Below are 17,411 nucleotides of genomic sequence, written 5' to 3' on the forward strand. Positions count from 1 at the left end.
GTATATAATAGGAATAGCATCCATTATGCCATCCAATTGTTAGCCACATTATTCCGGAAATTGAAATTTACAGCTTATAAATATCAAATTATCAAGGATAAGCCTTCCATCACCAAACAATTATTTTGGACTGGACTATTAATGTTTGGACTGGTATTTGGTTTATTGTATTTAAACAATAAAATGCCCGTCTTTGAAAATATTCAGAATTTAACGTTATCTTTTTTTTTGATTGCCTGCATACCGTTTATAAGTTCATACATATATCAATATTATGATTATGAAAGGATTGATAATATAAAGGATGGTCATATTGAATTTAACGAAGATGAAATAATTATAGATTATTCTAGGAATTATAAATATCATGAACTGACCGACTTGCAAATTGGAATAATTGCTTATTATGGTCAAAGAATTAATCTTATCTATTCCAATCCTAATGAAACAAAAAGCTTAGGAATAAGAAACCAACTTGGCATTTCCAATAAATTCGAAGTACTATCATTTAACTTTAAACTTGAAAGTGAAACTCATCTTAAAGAACTGGAAAACACGCTATTTGAATTGGTGATTAGCGGAAAATTAGAAAATATTGATTCAAAAAAATCAATCAAGCTTGTCTCTGATCGATTTAAACAAAATGAGAGCTATAAAAATTATGTGATAAAACAAATTCTAGATAAAAAAATAGGTTGTACAGAGGGACTGCTTTTGCACGGTTATAAGTCGGACAAAGAGGCGAAGGAATTAAGAAAAAAATACTGTGGATAAACATCTATGGCAAATAGGGTGTCAAGCGTTAAATTTAAGGGATTGGTCTTACTTACTAATTCCGCAAAATCTTTTGAATTCTGCTTTAATAAGGAAAAGAAAAAAACTAAAAGATTTGCTATGTGCGCGGTAGAAGGTAAACTTAGTTTCACCCTCCCCCCCTTTGATCATAGCTAAACCATTAAAAAATATATTTAAAACGCGAAGCAATGAAACAAATGACAAAAATTGGTATACTGGCCGTATTATTAATCGGTTTCCATAACGTATCCGGACAAAATAATAAGCCGCAAATTTCGGAAGCAAATGTTTACAAAAAGATTGCAGATGCGGAATTCGATTTAACCATCCGAATAAACAGCGACATGAATGATGAGGAATTAAATTCCCGAATTGATGTTTTACACAGTTTTGATGAAGATATAGAAATACACTACTCACGGGATGAATCAGGAAATATTAAGACTCTTTCTAGTTCGGGAGGCAAATCTTCGGGCGCCTGTAAATCTGATAATTTCGATTTTCTTATTATTTCATTAACAGCTAATCAGTGGAAGGGATGTATGATTTCAGATAAAAAATAAGACTTTTTGCGTACTAAAAATATAAGGTCTGAATAATGCCTTGTGCAAATAGGGCAAAAGTTTTTGATGTTATAGCTGCTCACGAACAAGACAAGATTGTCCCATTGATCTAATTTGTTGAATTTCGACAATCAAACTACTTAAAATTCGCATTTCTACTTATTTTTAAGCAGCAAAATAAATGAAATGAAAAAAAGGAAGTGGCTTTTGATAGCTTTGGTCGGCTTGGTGATACTTTATACGCTGACCGTAGTTATTGTCCCTAATATTTTGGACGGGCAAAAGAATACGACCCAACAACTCCCTCCCTATGCGGTTTCAGACAAAGCCCTTGCTGTATACAATTCACTTGATTTTATAGCCGACCTGCATTGCGATGCCCTGCTTTGGAGCCGAGACCTGACAATTAACAACAGTATCGGCCATGTAGATTTTCCAAGAATGCAAGAGGCGAACATGGCGTTGCAGGCGTTTACCATCGTTACCAAATCTCCTGTGGGGCAGAACTTTTCAAATAACACGGCAGAAGCTTTTGATAACATCACCTTGTTGAATTTTTTACAGGGGAGACCGCTATCAAATTGGTTTAGTCTTTTTGAAAGAGCAGCGTACCAAAGTCGTCGCTTGCAAAAATTCGCCAATGATTATAACGACGAATTCATCGTCGTTAAAAATGCCGATGACCTGAATCGGCTTATAACACTCAGAAAGCAAAACAAACGGGTGACCGGCGGGTTCTTGGGTCTCGAAGGGGCACATTGCCTGGAAGGAAAAATCGAAAACCTCGATAAATTATATCAAGAAGGCGTACGAATGGTCGGCCCCACCCATTTCTTTGATAACGAACTAGGTGGTTCTGCACATGGGATGACCAAAGGTGGCCTTTCCGAATTTGGTCGTGATGTGATACAGCGCATGGATGAACTGCATATGTTTATTGATTTGGCCCATGCTTCTCCAGCGCTGATCGATGATGTTCTGGAGCAGACAAAAAACCCAGTGCTCGTTTCGCATACCGGCGTACGGGGCACCCTAGACAATTCGCGAAATTTATCCGATGTTCACATCCAAAAAATTGCAGCCAATGGGGGCTTGATCGGAGTTGCCTTTTTTAAGGGAGCGGTAACCGCACCGTTAACCAAAGGCATTGTCGATGCGATGAAATACATCAAAGCTATTGCGGGGGTCGAATGCATTGCTTTGGGTTCCGATTATGATGGTACCATCTCAGCACCATTTGATGTTACCGGTCTGCCGTTGCTGGTCGAAGAACTTTTAAATCAAGGGTTTCAAGAGTCCGAAATCAGATTGATTATGGGAGAAAATGTAAAGCGGTTCATGCTAAAAAACCTGAAGTAGCTTCACAGCCTTCTTTGTAATTTAAAAATCAAACTTTAATTGTACCAATACCGATTCTTCCTTGGACTCGGTTTTCTTTTTTTCGGTATTCAGATTGGCGAGTGAAATGCCCAACAAACGCACCGAGTTTTGAAGTTTTTCTTGATAAAGTAGTTCTTTGGCGGTTTCGAGAATAAGGGCCTTGTCCGCAACAAAATAAGGCACGGTTTTACTTCGGGTATTCAGTGTAAAATCGCTGTATTTAATCTTAAGGGTAATCGTCTTTCCAGCGAGATTCGATTTTTTCAAACGCCGTTCGAGCTCTTCTGCAATATGCTCCAACCGTTCGAGCATAAATATTTCACTGCTGAGGTTTTCGTTAAAAGTACGTTCGGCACCTACCGATTTGGGCGTGCGATGCGGTTTTACGGCGCTGTTGTGAACACCGCGCACCACATGATAATAGTAGGCGCCACTTTTTCCGAAGTTACTTTCCAAGAATTCGAGCGATTTTGTTTTAAGGTCTTTGCCCGTGAAAATGCCCAAGCGGTACATTTTTTCGGTCGTAACTTTACCAACACCATAGAACTTTCGAATTTCAAGATCTTCCAAAAAAGAAAGCACCTCTTCGGGGTTTACCGTTTTTTGTCCGTTCGGTTTGTTATAATCGCTGGCTACCTTGGCGATAAATTTGTTGATTGAAATTCCGGCCGATGCTGCGAGTCCCACTTCGTCAAAAATACGTTGCCGTATTTCTTTGGCAATCAAGGTGGCCGAGGGATTTCCTTTTTTGTTGGTGGTGACGTCTAAATAAGCTTCGTCCAAAGAAAGGGGTTCTACCAAATCGGTATATTGGAAAAAAATGGTCCTTACCTTTTTTGAAATTTCTTTATATCGATCAAATCGCGGTCGAACAAAAACAAGATGCGGACATTTTTTTTTGGCCAGAACACCACTCATGGCACTATATACTCCAAATTTTCGAGCCTCGTAGTTGGCGGCCGATACAACACCTCTTATTTCGCTTCCGCCGACTGCAACCGCCTTTCCCTTAAGATCAGGGTTGTCGAGTTCCTCCACAGAGGCATAAAAAGCATCCATGTCGACGTGTATGATCTTTCGTAAAGGAAAATCCGTTTCCATATCGTAAATTTATGGAAGAAATTATTTAGAAATAGCCTTAAATATTTTTAAGGATAAGAGATTAGTTAGAGGTTTGTAAAGTATGGAAAAGAAAGGCAAAACAGCGATTGTTTTAGGAGCAACCGGATTAACGGGCGGGAAATTACTGGAAATGCTTTTGGAAGATGAGGATTATGAAAAAGTAAAACTTTTTTCTAGAAGTTCGGTAGGGCTTTCGCATCCGCAGATCAAGGAATATTTAGGTGATATGCTACAACTTCAAGCATTCGAAAATGAGTTCGTTGGCGATGTCGTTTTTTGTTGTATCGGTACGACCAAATCTAAATCCCCGGATAAGGAAGTTTATAAAAAAATAGATTTTGGAATTCCTAAAAGTGCGGCCGAATTGGCGCGCAACAATAATATAGGGACGTTTATTGTGATTTCGGCGCTAGGCGCCAATGCGAAGAGTAACGTTTTTTATAACAGGGTAAAAGGAGAAATGGAAGAGGCCGTGCTCGCAACTAAAATTGCGGAAACATATATTTTGCAACCTTCCTTGATAGGAGGCAATCGAAAAGAAAAACGCTTCGGAGAATTGGTTTTCAAACAAATGATGAAGTTGATCAATATTGTTTTGGTCGGACCGTTGGATAAATTTCGGTCGATTTCCCCGGAAAATATTGCGAAGTGTATGATCTGGTTGGCGAAAAACGAATATGATGACGTACGCATACCTTCCGATAAGATAAAACAGATTGCACAAGGTAATTCGCTATTGTAATGCTAGAGATAGAACGCAAATTTTTGGTGTTATCCTCTGCTTATAGAGAAAAAGCTACTTCAAAGGAACGCATCGTTCAGGGTTTTTTGAATACACACCCCGAACGGACGGTTCGGGTGCGAATCAAGGGAGATAAAGGTTTCTTGACCGTAAAGGGAAAATCAAATACAGCGGGCACATCACGCTTCGAATGGGAAAAAGAAATTGCGGTGCAGGAGGCAGAAGCTTTATTGCCTTTCTGTGAAAAGGGTATCATAGCCAAGTTTCGCTACGAGGTAGCTGTAGGGTCTCATGTTTTTGAGGTTGATGAATTCGAGGGAGATAATGAAGGTTTGGTAGTAGCTGAAATTGAGCTGAGCAGCGAAACGGAATCTTTCAAAAAACCTGATTGGTTAGGAAAGGAAGTTACAGGAGAAGTGAAGTATTACAATTCTCAATTGGGAAAAAATCCATATAAAAGCTGGAAAAAATGAAATATATATACTCTTTTCTCGTCGTTATCGCTTTTTTCTCTTGCAAGCCAGACGCTAAGCCAGGCCCGAGCGTTGAAAGGGTAGAAGCCAAAACAGTAAAAGAAATTAAGGAAGAACTTACTTCAAAAGGGTTTCAAATTTTTGATTTCGTAGATGAAAAGACCAAAGATACTGTAATCATGCAGCAGTATTTTATTGCCTTTTTAAAACGTGGGCCTAATCGTTCACAGGACAAAGCAACGGCCGATAGCCTACAGGCGCTACATTTGGCGCATTTAGGAAGCATGTATGAAAAGGGCTATGCCGATATCTCGGGACCTTTTGGTGACGATGGCGACATTAGGGGCATCACCGTTTACAATACTCCGACTTTTGAAATGGCCGATAGTTTAGCAAATTCAGACCCTATGGTGAAAGCAGGACGCTTGATTATCGAAATACACCCTTGGTGGGCGGGTAAGGGATTTCCACTCAGGTAGTTTTTGTTTCCAAAAGTTGCCAGATTTCGTTTTTAGGTATGCTTTAAAAGATAGCATTCCTTTGTGTAATCAAAAGTCAATATCCCCTTCAGATTATTTACGATGAGGTGTTCCAGTAATTGAGGCATCGTGTATCTTTCCAATAAATTGAGCTTGGAAAAGACAATATTTTCCATATGCATCAAATTAAGCTCACAGACCAGTTTTAGGTTTACATCGGCTTTTATTTGCCTCAGATCTTGCGCTTCTTTCAATAGCTTATAGACAACGCCCAACACTATTTTTTTTCTAAAACTTTCATAGGCATCGTATGCCTTCGGATAATATTTGCGGAGGCCGAAAAAAAAAGAAGGACTGAAGCTACGCATGTGCTTCAGTCCTACCTTATAAATATAGACAACCTTTGTTAATGGGGGGAGGGCGACTCCATCTTTGAGATGGGTTTCGATTTCTTTTTCAACCTTATCCAGTAGAAATTGAAGGCTCTCCGATACCAGTTCCTCTTTATTTTTGAAATAGCGGTAAATGGTTTTTTTTGAGATTCCCAATTTGCGAGCCAGCTCATCCATAGTGAAGCTTTTACTGCCGAATTGGGTGAAATTGGCGATTGAAAACGCTAATAACTGCTCTCTGGTTTCCATTTAAGAATTATTTCCAGCCTCCGCCCAAAGCACGATATAATGTTACAATGGCGTCGAGCTGACCGTATTGTGCGTTAATATAGTTAAGCTCTGAATTGAGGGCGTTCTGTCGAGCGGTCAATACTTCCAAATAATTCGCCAAACCGTTGTTCAGTAATTCTTCTGAATAAGATTCGGCCAAAGTATAGGCTTCCAGCTCTTTAGTGTATGCTTCGATTTTTCTGCTTTCGGCCTCATAACCATATAGGGCATCGGAAACTTCTTTGCCAGCGACCAACAATGTCTTTTTATAAGATAACAAGGCCTTTTCTTGCTGCGCTTTTGCGACCTCATATTGTGTTCTTATTTTCCGTCCGTTCAATATGGGCTGAGTCAAAGAACCGATCAAACTTGAAAACAGGGAACTTGCATTGAACCAATTGTCAAGTTCAAGACTCTGTAAACCACCTGAAGCGGTCAATTGTAATGAAGGGTAAAAGCTGCTTTTCGCTACATTGGTCAATTCAAAAGCATTGATCAAGCTGTATTCCGCTTGCATCAAATCGGGCCTGTTGGTCAATAACTGTGCAGGAACCCCTGTGCTCAATGCAGTCTGTATACGCTGCTCATCTATTTTACCACGTTCAATGGCCCGTGCCGGTTCACCGAGTAAAATGCTCAAAGTATTTTCCAATAATTTGATGTTTTTCTCAAGATCGATCAATATTACTTCGGCCGTATAGAGCTGTGCTTCTGTCTGTTTAACCGCTACTTCGGTCACTTGCCCCGCATCTTTAAGGGCCAAGGTAGTTTCCAAACTGCTTCGACGGGCTTCTAAAGTTTCCTCTGTAATGCTCTTTTGCTTATCCAAAGCCATTAATTGATAATAAGAAGAGGCAATGGAAGCTACTAAATCGGTTTTTATCGCCTGATGGGCAGCTACGGTTTGTAAATATGATGCACCAAAAGCTCTTTTGGTACTTCTTATTTTCCCCCAAATATCTGCTTCCCAAGATAAGGAAGCGGAGAGTTCATATTGCTCCAAGGCACTAGTAAAGAAACTCCCAAATTGGCTGTTTTCCGAGTTTTTAGTCCGTGAGTATTGGCCTGTTCCCATCAAGGTCGGCAAGTATCCCATTTTACCTTGTTTTACATAGGCTTGGGCTGCAGCAATATTTTGCAATGCGATTCGAACGTCTAGATTATTGGCAAGTCCTTTTTCAATATAGCTATTGAGATAGCTGTCGGTGAAAATGTCTTTCCAGGAAACAGTCGCCATGGAAATACTGTCTTGCGGCAAATTATCGGTTCTATAAAGACTTTCGGTCTCCAATTCGGGCCGTACATAATCTTTGGCAACAAAACAAGATTGCAGCAAAAGCGGAAGAATGGCTACCAGTACGAGTTTATTAGTCACTAATCTATTCATGATTTCTCTAGTTCTTTAATTCTTCAATAGTTTCTTCCGGCGCCCCGGTTATGCGTTCTTGAATACTTTGGAATATGACATAAAGTGCCGGAATAACGAATACTCCGAATACGGTACCTATCAACATACCGCCCACAGCGCTCATACCAATTGATTTGTTACCTACTGCACCGATACCGGATGATAAGGCAAGTGGCAAAAGTCCAAAAATAAAGGCAAAAGACGTCATCAAAATTGGTCTTAATCTGGCCTTGGCCCCATCTATCGCAGAATCGATAATAGACATACCGTGTTTTCTACGTTGTAACGCAAACTCTACAATTAGAATGGCGTTCTTAGAAAGTAAGCCGATTAACATGATCAAGGCAATTTGAAAGTAAATATTATTCTCTAGCCCTGCCACGTTTATAAACCCAATAGCACCTGCAATACCAACGGGTAATGAAAGTAATATGGCAAATGGCAGCACATATGATTCGTATTGAGCACTCAACAAGAAGTAGACAAATACCAAACTCAGTATAAATATAATAATCGTTTGACTACCCGCACTGTTTTCTTCTTTTGTAAGACCTGAATACTCATACGTGTAATTCTTAGGTAATACTTGAGCTGTAACTTCTTCAATGGCCTTAATGGCATCCCCGGTACTGTAGCCAGGGTTCATCGCACCGTTGATCTTTACCGAACTCAAAAGATTGAACCTACTTACGATTTCAGGGCCATAAATTTTCTTCAAAGAAACGAACTGCGATACGGCAACCGACTCCCCATTTTTATTGGTTACAAAAATATGGTTGAGTGATTGTTCATCGGCCCTGTCTTCAGGTTTTGATTGGATCATTACACGATACTGTTTCCCGAACTTATTGAAGTCGGTGGTGTACAATCCTCCGTAATACCCCTGCATGGCGTTAAAGACGTCCGTAACCGCTAAACCGGCCGTTTTGGTCTTTTCAATATCTACCTGCAGTTCGTATTGTGGGAAGTTAGGGTTGAATTGGGTCATGGCATATTTTACCTCGGGCCTGGCATTCAATGCGGCCAAGAACTCATTTGTGGTCTTGCCCACGGTCTGCCAATCATCTGCATCTTTGCTTTGTAGGTTCATTTCGAAACCCGTAGAGTTTCCAAAACCTTGTACACTTGGCGGGGTAAAGAAGAAGGCTTTGGCATCTTTTAAACCTGCTGTTTTTCCGAAAAGGCTTCCTACTACGGCATCTACTGATTGTGATGGATCTTTTCGTTCATCCCAATCTTTTAGACGAAGTACCGAGAAAGCATATGAACCGCCGTTCACCCTGTTCAAAAGGCTGAAACCGGTAACGTTCATTCGCGCTTCAATAATATCCATAGAAGCATAAATGGAATCTAATTTTTTCACAGTTTTCTGCGTCTGTTCCAAAGTTGTTCCGGGAGGTAAACTAATATCTGCAAAAACAAGTCCCCTGTCTTCGTTGGGAATAAAACCTGCTGGAGTTGTTTGAAATAATACTACGGTTACGACAGTAAAGAATACTAAAGACAATACAGTAATCCACTTTCTTTTGGCAATGAATTTAACGGACCCGACATATTTGTCGGTAATTGCGTCAAAACCAGTATTAAAAGCGCTAAAGAAACGCTTGGTTAGCCCTTTTTTATGTGCTTCGGATGGATTGTGCGGTTTCAAGAAAAGTGCTGCTAAAGCAGGACTCAACGTTAGCGCATTCACTGCGGAAATAAGAATGGCAATTGCCAATGTGATACCAAATTGTTGGTAGAATACCCCGGAAGAGCCTGAAATAAAGGAAACCGGAATAAATACGGCCGACATGACCAAGGTGATGGAAATAATAGCACCTGATATTTCAGACATGGCTGATTTGGTTGCTATTTTTGCATTCGTGGCACCTTCTTCCATCTTGGCATGCACCGCCTCGACCACCACAATGGCATCATCCACAACAATACCGATTGCCAATATCATTGCAAAAAGTGTCAACATGTTAATGGAGTATCCAAATAGCGAGAGAAAGAAAAATGTACCAATAATAGCTACTGGAACGGCTATAGCGGGTATCAATGTTGACCTGAAATCTTGTAAGAACAAGAAAACAACTATAAATACTAATAAAAAGGCTTCAATTAATGTCATTACAACATGGTCAATAGAAGCATCTAAGAAATCTTTGGTGTTGTAGGGAATTACATAATCCAATCCTTTGGGGAAATCTTGTTTGCTTTCCTTTAAGATGTCTTGAATAGCATTAATAATATCGTTGGCATTGGAACCTGATGTTTGAAAGATACCTACAGCGGTACCGGGTTTTCCCATACCTTCGTTTTTAGTGCCATAATTAAAGGCTCCCAATTCAACTTCGGCGACATCCCTTAGACGTAAAAATTGTCCGTTTTCTTCTGCTCTGATGATGATATTCTCATATTGACCTTCTTCTGAAAGACGCCCTTTGTATTTTAGTACATATTCATAAACACCATCGGCATTTTCGCCAATTTTACCGGTCGCTGCCTCAAGGTTCTGCTCTTTAAGTGCATTTTGAATATCTGATGGCATCAACTTATAGGCGGCCATCTTTTCTGGGTTTAACCAGATACGCATCGAGTAATCTTTAGATCCGAAAACGGTTACATTACCTACCCCCTCTATACGTTGTAACTTGGGTACCAAGTTAATTCGAGCGTAGTTTTCAACGAAAGTGGCATCGTAGTTCTCATTATCTGAAAACATAGAGAAGAACATAAGTGCACTAGTCTGTGACTTTTGGGTAATAATACCCGTTTTTACTACTGCTTCTGGCAATACACTATTAGCCCGTGCTACCCGGTTTTGAACGTTTACGGCTGCGATATCGGGATCGGTACCCAATTTAAAAAATACATTTATCGTAGCGGCACCGTCATTACTTGCATTGGAGGTCATATAAAGCATGCCCTCAACCCCGTTTATTTGTTCTTCCAATGGAGTAACAACACTGTTTAGTACCGTTTCGGCATTTGCTCCCGTATAGGAAGCGGTAACCTGTACCGTTGGCGGTGCAATTTCCGGATATTGTTCAATAGGTAAGGATGATAATCCTAAAACACCTAGAATAACTATGATGATCGATATTACCGTAGATAGTACGGGACGATCTATAAATTTTTGAAACATTGTTCTTTAATTATAGGTTGTAGGGAAATATGTCGATGGAGGTTATTTGGATGGATTTATGGTCATTCCGTCCCTTAACTTTGAAACCCCTTCAATGACAATGGTAGTTCCAGGTTCTAAACCAGTTTTAACTATATAGCCTTTTTGAGTGTTCGCAGCTATATTAATAGGCATAGTGGTAACCGTGTTGTCATCTTTTAGTACGTAGATAAGTTTTTTACCTTGAAGATCGATCGTTGCCGTTTGAGGAATTTCATAAGCATCTTGGTATTCGGTCGGAATTTTAATTTTTCCGGTACTACCGCTACTCAATAAATTGTTCTTGTTGTCAAAATCTGCTCTGGCAGTAACACTTCCTGTAGTACTGTTAATGATAGTGTTGATCATGGCAATCTTACCTGGCTCGGCATATTCTTCACCATTGATCATAACCAATGTAACTTCTGGTGCCTTTGATAAATCTAATTGATTGTTTGCATTTTTGGGCATTGATTCCTTAAGCTTTAAAACTTCTTTTTCACTTAATGAAAAATAGGCACGAACCTCACTCACATCGGAAACAGTGGTTAAAGGGCTGCCCATACTCGAGCTTACCAACGCACCGACCTTAAACGGAATTTCACCTATGTAACCGTCAACAGGGCTCGTAATACGTGAGTAGTTAATGTTCGAGGCGACGCTTTGGTAAGCAGATTTGGCCTGCTCAAGCTGCGCTTTCGCTGTCTCTAACTGTACCTCGCTAATGATACCCTTGTCAACTAATGGCTTAATTTTATTTACTTCTACCTCTGCTACGTTTACTGAAGCTTTTGCAGCATTGGCATCTTGATTTAAGGTTTGGGTCTCCAATTTAAAAAGGAGTTGTCCTTTTTTAATTTTCTGACCTTCTTCTACATATACATTTTGTATAAAGCCCGAAACTTTTGGCCATATTTCAACGGTTTGCTTGCCCTCTAAAGTGGTTGAGAATTCATTCGATATGGTTATGTTTTGCTTTTCAAGGGTGCTTACATGTAGCGCCGGTGGGGGTGGTGCGGCCAGACCTGTCGGTTGATCCGGTTTTGTTCCGAAACAAGAGCTTAATAGTAGTACTGAACTCAATATACTAATCAGGGAGAAATTTTTCATTTTAAAAAGGGTATTGTATTTGCATTAAGGTTTTGTTAATTCGGATTGTTCGGTGTAAAACGAACTGTTTGGGTAAAAAATATTAAATAAGTTTTTTCAATGCTTCAATTGTTTCTTGGTATGTTTTTTCATTTTTATTTAGGCATCCCATGTAAGTTTCCGTTTTTTCCTTATTGGAAATGTATTTTTCAGGATTATACTTTTGATTATAACTCGTTACTTTTTGAATCATTTTTGATTCATTTGCAGCTTTTTTCAGAGCTTGCTCTAGTTTTTTTATGAAAAATGTACTTTTATCCGCAATTTTAAAATACCTTCTTCTGTCACCTGATTTGGTAAAATAGGTAATCATACCCAACTGTAGTAATAGATTGAGCGATGTTGAAATTGAACTTTTACTAGCGCCCCTTTTTGTTAGACAATCATCAAAAGTAAGTCCAACCTCATCGGTTATCACAAGATTTGCGAAGATTCTTGCAGCCAATGGGGGTAGGCTGTATTCATTTTCAAAGTGAATGCCGAGTTCCTCTATCAGTATTTGTTTACTCTCTTCTTTATTCATGATAAAGATAAATTTAGGATGCAAATATACAGTTAGTTCGGAAACAACAAAACTAAACGAAACAAAAATTATGTTAAACTTATATGAAGTGTATACTGCGATTTAATTTTTTAGGTGTCTTTTCCTATTATGAGATGGAACTCAAATATGTTGTAGTATACTGGTCATAATAGGCCGGTCATTTACAATTTGGGTTTTGACACTACTGTTTTCGGTGCCCCGGAAAGTCTTTCTTGTAACCACTGAAAAACGACGAATAAAGTTGGAATTATGAACACTCCCAGTACTGTACCTATCAGCATACCGCCGACAGCCCCTGTTCCGATAGCATTGTTTCCTGCGGCACCTACTCCCGACGCCAGTACCAAAGGCATCAACCCTAAGATAAAGGCAAAAGAAGTCATTAAAATCGGACGCAAACGGGATTTGGCCGCGTCAATGGCCGCGTCAGTCAATGAGAGCCCATGTTGTCTGCGTTGTCTGGCAAATTCTACAATAAGAATCGCATTTTTCGCCAGTAGTCCAATTAACATAATTAAGGCAATCTGAAAATAAATATTGTTCTCAAGACCTGCAAATTTGGTAGTCAAGTACGCGCCAGCAACGCCTATCGGTAAAGATAACAATACCGAAAAGGGCAATAGGTAACTCTCGTATTGTGCCGAAAGAAAGAAATACACAAATACGATGCTCAGCAGAAAAATGATCCCTGCTTGTCCTGAGGAAGCAATTTCTTCGCGTGTAATTCCTGAAAATGCCACTTCGTAGTTGTTCGGTAGATTATCTACGGCTACTTGGTTTACAGCGTTGATTGCATCGCCAGAACTAAATCCGGGAGCAGCGGAACCATTTATGGTAACGGCGTTGAATAGGTTGAAACGGCTTACGGTCTGGGGACCATAAACACGATTTAAAGTGACAAATTCGGAAACTGGCGCCATTTCTCCCTCCCCATTTCTTACGAACATACTATTTAAACTCGCGATATCTTTTCGGTCTTCGGGCTCAGCCTGTACAAATACCCTAAACTGTTTTCCGAACCGACTAAAATCTGCCGCATATAATCCCCCGATGTACCCTTGAAGCGTTCTTAAAATACTACTGATTTCCACACCGGCTTCTTTAGCTTTAGGAATATCGATATCCATCTGCAACTGTGGAAAATTGGTGCTGAACGAATTGGAAGAAAATCCGATTTCTGGTCTTTCGTTAAGTGCAGCTACAAAATCGTTGGCAATATTGTCAAGGTCTTTCAATTCTCCCGAAGTGCGGTCTAACAATTGTAGTTCAAACCCGTCAGAAGATCCAAAACCGGGAATACTAGGAGGGGTGAAGAAGAGAATTTTAGCATCGGCAATATTGGCGGTCTTGGCGAATAATTGTTGTATAATGGCGTTTGCCGAAGTTTCATCAGTTTGCCTTTTCTCAAAATCTTCTAAAATAATAAAGCCCATACCGTATGAACTTCCCTGTCCTGAGAAGAAATTTCGACCACTAATTATTGAAGCAGTGCGTACACCCTCTACCGAACCAATTATTTCATATAGCTTTTTATTGACACTAAAGGTGCGATCTAAAGAAGCCCCTTGGGGAAGGTCAAGGTTAAGAAAGATTACCCCACGGTCTTCAGATGGCACAAAACCACTGGGGGTAGTACTGTTGGCCCACCAAATGGCAGCTCCACAGATAACGAGTAACACGGCCGTAATCCATTTATGTTGTATCAAAAACCCCAGAGAACCTACATATCTTTTACGCATGGCATTGAAACCAACGTTAAATGCAGTGTAGAACCGTTGTAGAAACCCCTTTTTCTTTTCTTCCTCATTTTTATAGGGTTTCAGAAAGATGGCACAAAGTGCCGGACTCAATGTCAAGGCATTTACCGCTGAAATGATGATGGCAATTATAAGCGTTACCCCGAATTGCTCGTAGAAGACGCCTGAAGGCCCTTGTATGAAGGTAATTGGAATGAATACCGCTGCCATAACCAAGGTAATCGAGATAATAGCTCCACTGATTTCACCCATGGCCGAAACAGTCGCTTCCCGCGCGGAATCATAGCCTTCTTCCAATTTGGCATGTACTGCCTCAACGACGACAATAGCATCGTCTACGACAATACCGATTGCCAAAAGCAGTGCAAAGAGCGTTAGTAAATTGATGGAATATCCAAGAATTTCCAAAAAGAAAAAAGTGCCGATAATTGCTACAGGCACGGCTATTGCCGGTATAAGTGTCGATTTGATATCCTGTAAAAAGATGAACACCACAAAGAAGACCAATAGAAATGCTTCGATTAGGGTTTCTTTGACCTTGTCCATGGAAGCCGTTAAAAACTTATTCGTATCGTAATTGATAAGGTAATCGACACCTTCGGGGAAATTCTGTTTGAGGTCTTCGAGCTTTACATAAATTTTCTCGATGATTTCTTGTGCATTCGAACCGGGTGTCTGAAAAACGCCGAAACTGATGGCCGGGTATCCTCTTGATAAACTGGTCGAACTGTATGAAAACGCATCAAGTTCTACCTTAGCTACGTCTCCAAGCCGCAAGAACTGCCCGTTGCCGAGTGATTTTATGATGATATCACTATATTCTTCTGCAGTCTTGTACCGGCCCTTATATTTGATAACATATTCGAAAGATGCACCTGAGTTTTGTCCTAGAGAACCAGCTGCGGCTTCTAAACTCTGTTCCCCAATAGCATTTGATACGTCAGTAGTAGTAAGGCTGTAGGACGCCAATTTTACAGGGTCTATCCAAATACGCATGGAATAGTCCTTTGCCCCGAAAACAGAAACATCGCCAACACCATTAACACGTTGAAGTTCTGGTCTGACATTGATATTTAGGTAATTTTGAACAAAAGTATCGTCATAATCGGGATTTGTCGAATAAATTGCCGCGTATAAAAGTGCAGAGCTCTGTCTCTTTTGTGTTATTACACCAGAACGTATGACCTCGGCTGGAAGCAGGGCATTTGCCCGCGCTACGCGGTTCTGCACGTTCACGGCCGCAATGTCAGGGTCCACACCCTGTTCAAAATATACGGTAATGCTCGCACTACCGGTATTACTTGCTGAAGAGGTAATGTAGGTCATTCCCTCTACGCCATTGATTTGTTCTTCGATAGGCACGATAACACTTTCCAGAATAGTTTCGGCATTCGCCCCAGGGTAATTGGCGGAAACCTGCACTGTTGGTGGCGCAATATCGGGGTATTGGGTCACTGGCAATGTTGCCAAGCCGAGCACGCCCAATAATACAAGTATAATCGATATGACCGTTGAAAGTACCGGCCGTTCTATGAATGTTTTTAGCATCGGACGTTATTTAAAAACAGTTTCGAATGAACTGGTAATACTATCTATAGTCGTTGGTTGTGACACGATTTTGGTACCGGGACGTACCTTATTTACACCTTTGGCAAGTATTTCGTCGCCTTCGTTTATTCCTTCAATAACTACAACTCCGCCAATGGTGGCTTTCGGATCTACATTCTTGGTCACCAATGTATCGCCCTGTACCAAATACACAAACGTTTTACCCTGTTGTTCAAAAGTCGAAAGGGCAGGTACTACAAGTACATCTTCCATTTTTTCAGGAAGCAAGATTGTTCCGCTACTGCCATTTCTTAAAAACCCCTCGGGATTGGCGAAAGTAGCCCTGAATTTTACGGTACCTGTGTTCGGGTTGATTTCACCCGCAATGGTCTCTATCTGGCCTTCGTGGTCATAAATGGAGCCATCTGCCAAACGGAGCTGTACCTTGGGTAGATTTCCCGCTTTTTCATCCAACGTTTCTCCTTTTATTTTTTTCAGGAAACCGATTAAATCTTTTTCGTTCATCGAAAAGTAAGCATACACTTGGGAAATACTGGAAACGGTAGTTAGCGGGCTGGCATCTTGTGAGCTTACCAAATTGCCCTTACGGAAGGGAATGGATCCAATGACCCCGTCGACAGGACTTTTAATATTCGCATAGCCAATATTGGCAGTTACACTTTGATAATTGCTTTTGGCCTGTTCTAAATTAGCCATCGCTGTCTCCAATTGCACATCGCCGATGATGTTTTTCTCAACTAGCGGCTTTAGTTTATCGACCTCTACTTGTGCGACGTTGATTCTGGCTTTTGCTGCCCCGGCATCTTGGGTCAGTGATTCGGTTTCCAATTTAAATAACAATTGCCCTTTTTTTACCTGTTGCCCCTCATCGACCAATACCGATTGAATGTACCCCGGAACTTTGGCGCGGATAGTACTGTTTACCAGCCCCTCTATGCTTGCGGGAAAAGTGGCAATATCTTCGACTGTTCTTTTTGCTACTTGAATCGTCGGATAAGGCTGTGCGCTTTCAGATTTCTGTTCGGTCGTCTTACTTCCGCAGCTTGTTAGTAGAAAAACCATTAAGACTAAAACCGAAACAAGAGAAGAGGATAGATTTTGTTTCATAAGCTTCAAATTGTTGTAAAATACGATGCCTTAAAACAAAAATACGATAGGTGCAATGTTAAGCCGAATAGGAGTAGTTAATTGAATGTTAAAAGCAGGCAAATATCACTCCGATAAAATACCTTCTTTTTCAATAACCGAAATATGTTTTATGGCATCTTCTTTTATCGAATTTTTGGAAAACAAAAATCGTTTTTCAAAAAGCTTGTTTTCAGCGAAAAATGTAACGAAGAATTCATTGTTCAATGCTAGAACATCTTCTTGTAGCAGTTCAATTTTCGCAAACGATTTTGAGGCAACCGCGCCAAGTCCATGCCGCATGATTGATGTTTTTCGTTGTTCGTCAAAACCTTTCGAGACTACGAATACCATTTCAATTTGATTCTTTCTATCGTTTATGAGATAGGCATTCCATTCTTTTGAAAGAAAATCATCGTCCCATTCCCGAACTATGGCAACATAGACATTTTTGGCAATGGGTATTTCGATATCCTTTTTCAAAATAAGGTT

15 protein-coding genes are annotated in these 17,411 nt (G+C 40.2%); 6 read left to right on the forward strand and 9 right to left on the reverse strand.

Annotation, left to right across the window (positions count from 1 at the left end):
- The first annotated feature begins 60 nt into the window (after positions 1-60).
- The 3 genes from BLS33_RS06065 to BLS33_RS06075 all read left to right on the forward strand — a co-directional run bounded on the left by BLS33_RS06065 (position 61) and on the right by BLS33_RS06075 (position 2,717).
- Positions 61-774 carry a hypothetical protein gene (locus BLS33_RS06065; RefSeq protein WP_089886576.1) on the forward strand — a complete coding sequence of 238 codons (714 nt, stop codon included), beginning with the start codon at positions 61-63 and terminating at the stop codon, positions 772-774.
- A 209-nt stretch (positions 775-983) separates the two neighbouring features.
- Complete coding sequence (locus BLS33_RS06070) at positions 984-1,358, forward strand: hypothetical protein (RefSeq protein ID WP_089886578.1); 375 nt, start codon at positions 984-986, stop codon at positions 1,356-1,358.
- 186 nt (positions 1,359-1,544) lie between these two features.
- Positions 1,545-2,717, forward strand: a complete 1,173-nt coding sequence (locus tag BLS33_RS06075; RefSeq protein ID WP_089886581.1) for a dipeptidase — start codon at positions 1,545-1,547, stop codon at positions 2,715-2,717.
- A 21-nt stretch (positions 2,718-2,738) separates the two neighbouring features.
- On the opposite strand, the gene dinB is transcribed toward BLS33_RS06075, so the two are convergent.
- Complete coding sequence (gene dinB / locus BLS33_RS06080) at positions 2,739-3,839, reverse strand: DNA polymerase IV (protein ID WP_089886583.1); 1,101 nt, start codon at positions 3,837-3,839, stop codon at positions 2,739-2,741.
- An 82-nt stretch (positions 3,840-3,921) separates the two neighbouring features.
- On the opposite strand from dinB, the gene BLS33_RS06085 reads away from it, so the two are divergent.
- Genes BLS33_RS06085 through BLS33_RS06095 form a run of 3 tightly spaced genes read left to right on the forward strand, consistent with a single transcriptional unit; the run spans position 3,922 to position 5,554 of the window.
- Positions 3,922-4,602, forward strand: coding sequence for an NAD(P)H-binding protein (locus tag BLS33_RS06085; RefSeq protein ID WP_089886585.1), 681 nt, complete (start codon positions 3,922-3,924; stop codon positions 4,600-4,602).
- Positions 4,602-5,075 (forward strand): CYTH domain-containing protein, encoded by a 474-nt coding sequence (locus BLS33_RS06090; protein ID WP_089886587.1) that lies wholly within the window; start codon positions 4,602-4,604, stop codon positions 5,073-5,075. Before BLS33_RS06085 ends, BLS33_RS06090 begins: the two co-directional genes overlap by 1 nt.
- A complete protein-coding gene (locus tag BLS33_RS06095) occupies positions 5,072-5,554 on the forward strand; it encodes a YciI family protein (protein WP_245731304.1) in 483 nt (160 codons plus the stop codon). The genes BLS33_RS06090 and BLS33_RS06095 overlap by 4 nt, the downstream gene beginning before the upstream one ends.
- A gap of 32 nt (positions 5,555-5,586) precedes the next feature.
- Here BLS33_RS06095 and BLS33_RS06100 read toward each other — a convergent pair whose 3' ends face one another.
- From BLS33_RS06100 to BLS33_RS06135, 8 genes are all read right to left on the reverse strand, one after another.
- Positions 5,587-6,195 (reverse strand): TetR/AcrR family transcriptional regulator, encoded by a 609-nt coding sequence (locus tag BLS33_RS06100; RefSeq protein WP_089886590.1) that lies wholly within the window; start codon positions 6,193-6,195, stop codon positions 5,587-5,589.
- Positions 6,196-6,202: 7 nt separating this feature from the next.
- Positions 6,203-7,603 carry an efflux transporter outer membrane subunit gene (locus BLS33_RS06105; protein ID WP_089886592.1) on the reverse strand — a complete coding sequence of 467 codons (1,401 nt, stop codon included), beginning with the start codon at positions 7,601-7,603 and terminating at the stop codon, positions 6,203-6,205.
- 7 nt (positions 7,604-7,610) lie between these two features.
- Positions 7,611-10,757, reverse strand: coding sequence for an efflux RND transporter permease subunit (locus BLS33_RS06110; protein WP_089886594.1), 3,147 nt, complete (start codon positions 10,755-10,757; stop codon positions 7,611-7,613).
- A 42-nt stretch (positions 10,758-10,799) separates the two neighbouring features.
- Positions 10,800-11,885 carry an efflux RND transporter periplasmic adaptor subunit gene (locus BLS33_RS06115; RefSeq protein ID WP_089886596.1) on the reverse strand — a complete coding sequence of 362 codons (1,086 nt, stop codon included), beginning with the start codon at positions 11,883-11,885 and terminating at the stop codon, positions 10,800-10,802.
- Positions 11,886-11,967: 82 nt separating this feature from the next.
- Positions 11,968-12,447, reverse strand: coding sequence for a GbsR/MarR family transcriptional regulator (locus BLS33_RS06120; RefSeq protein WP_089886597.1), 480 nt, complete (start codon positions 12,445-12,447; stop codon positions 11,968-11,970).
- A 182-nt stretch (positions 12,448-12,629) separates the two neighbouring features.
- The gene (locus BLS33_RS06125) at positions 12,630-15,773 is read right to left on the reverse strand and encodes an efflux RND transporter permease subunit (protein ID WP_089886599.1); all 3,144 of its coding nucleotides are present in this window, start codon (positions 15,771-15,773) and stop codon (positions 12,630-12,632) included.
- A 6-nt stretch (positions 15,774-15,779) separates the two neighbouring features.
- On the reverse strand, positions 15,780-16,901 hold the full coding sequence (locus BLS33_RS06130; protein ID WP_089886602.1) for an efflux RND transporter periplasmic adaptor subunit: 1,122 nt from the start codon (positions 16,899-16,901) through the stop codon (positions 15,780-15,782).
- Positions 16,902-17,006: 105 nt separating this feature from the next.
- Entirely contained in the window at positions 17,007-17,402 is a 396-nt protein-coding gene (locus BLS33_RS06135) for a hypothetical protein (protein WP_089886604.1), read from the reverse strand.
- Positions 17,403-17,411: the final 9 nt, after the last annotated feature.

Origin of the sequence: Kriegella aquimaris (genome assembly GCF_900103215.1) — a bacterium.
Lineage (GTDB): Bacteria > Bacteroidota > Bacteroidia > Flavobacteriales > Flavobacteriaceae > Kriegella > Kriegella aquimaris.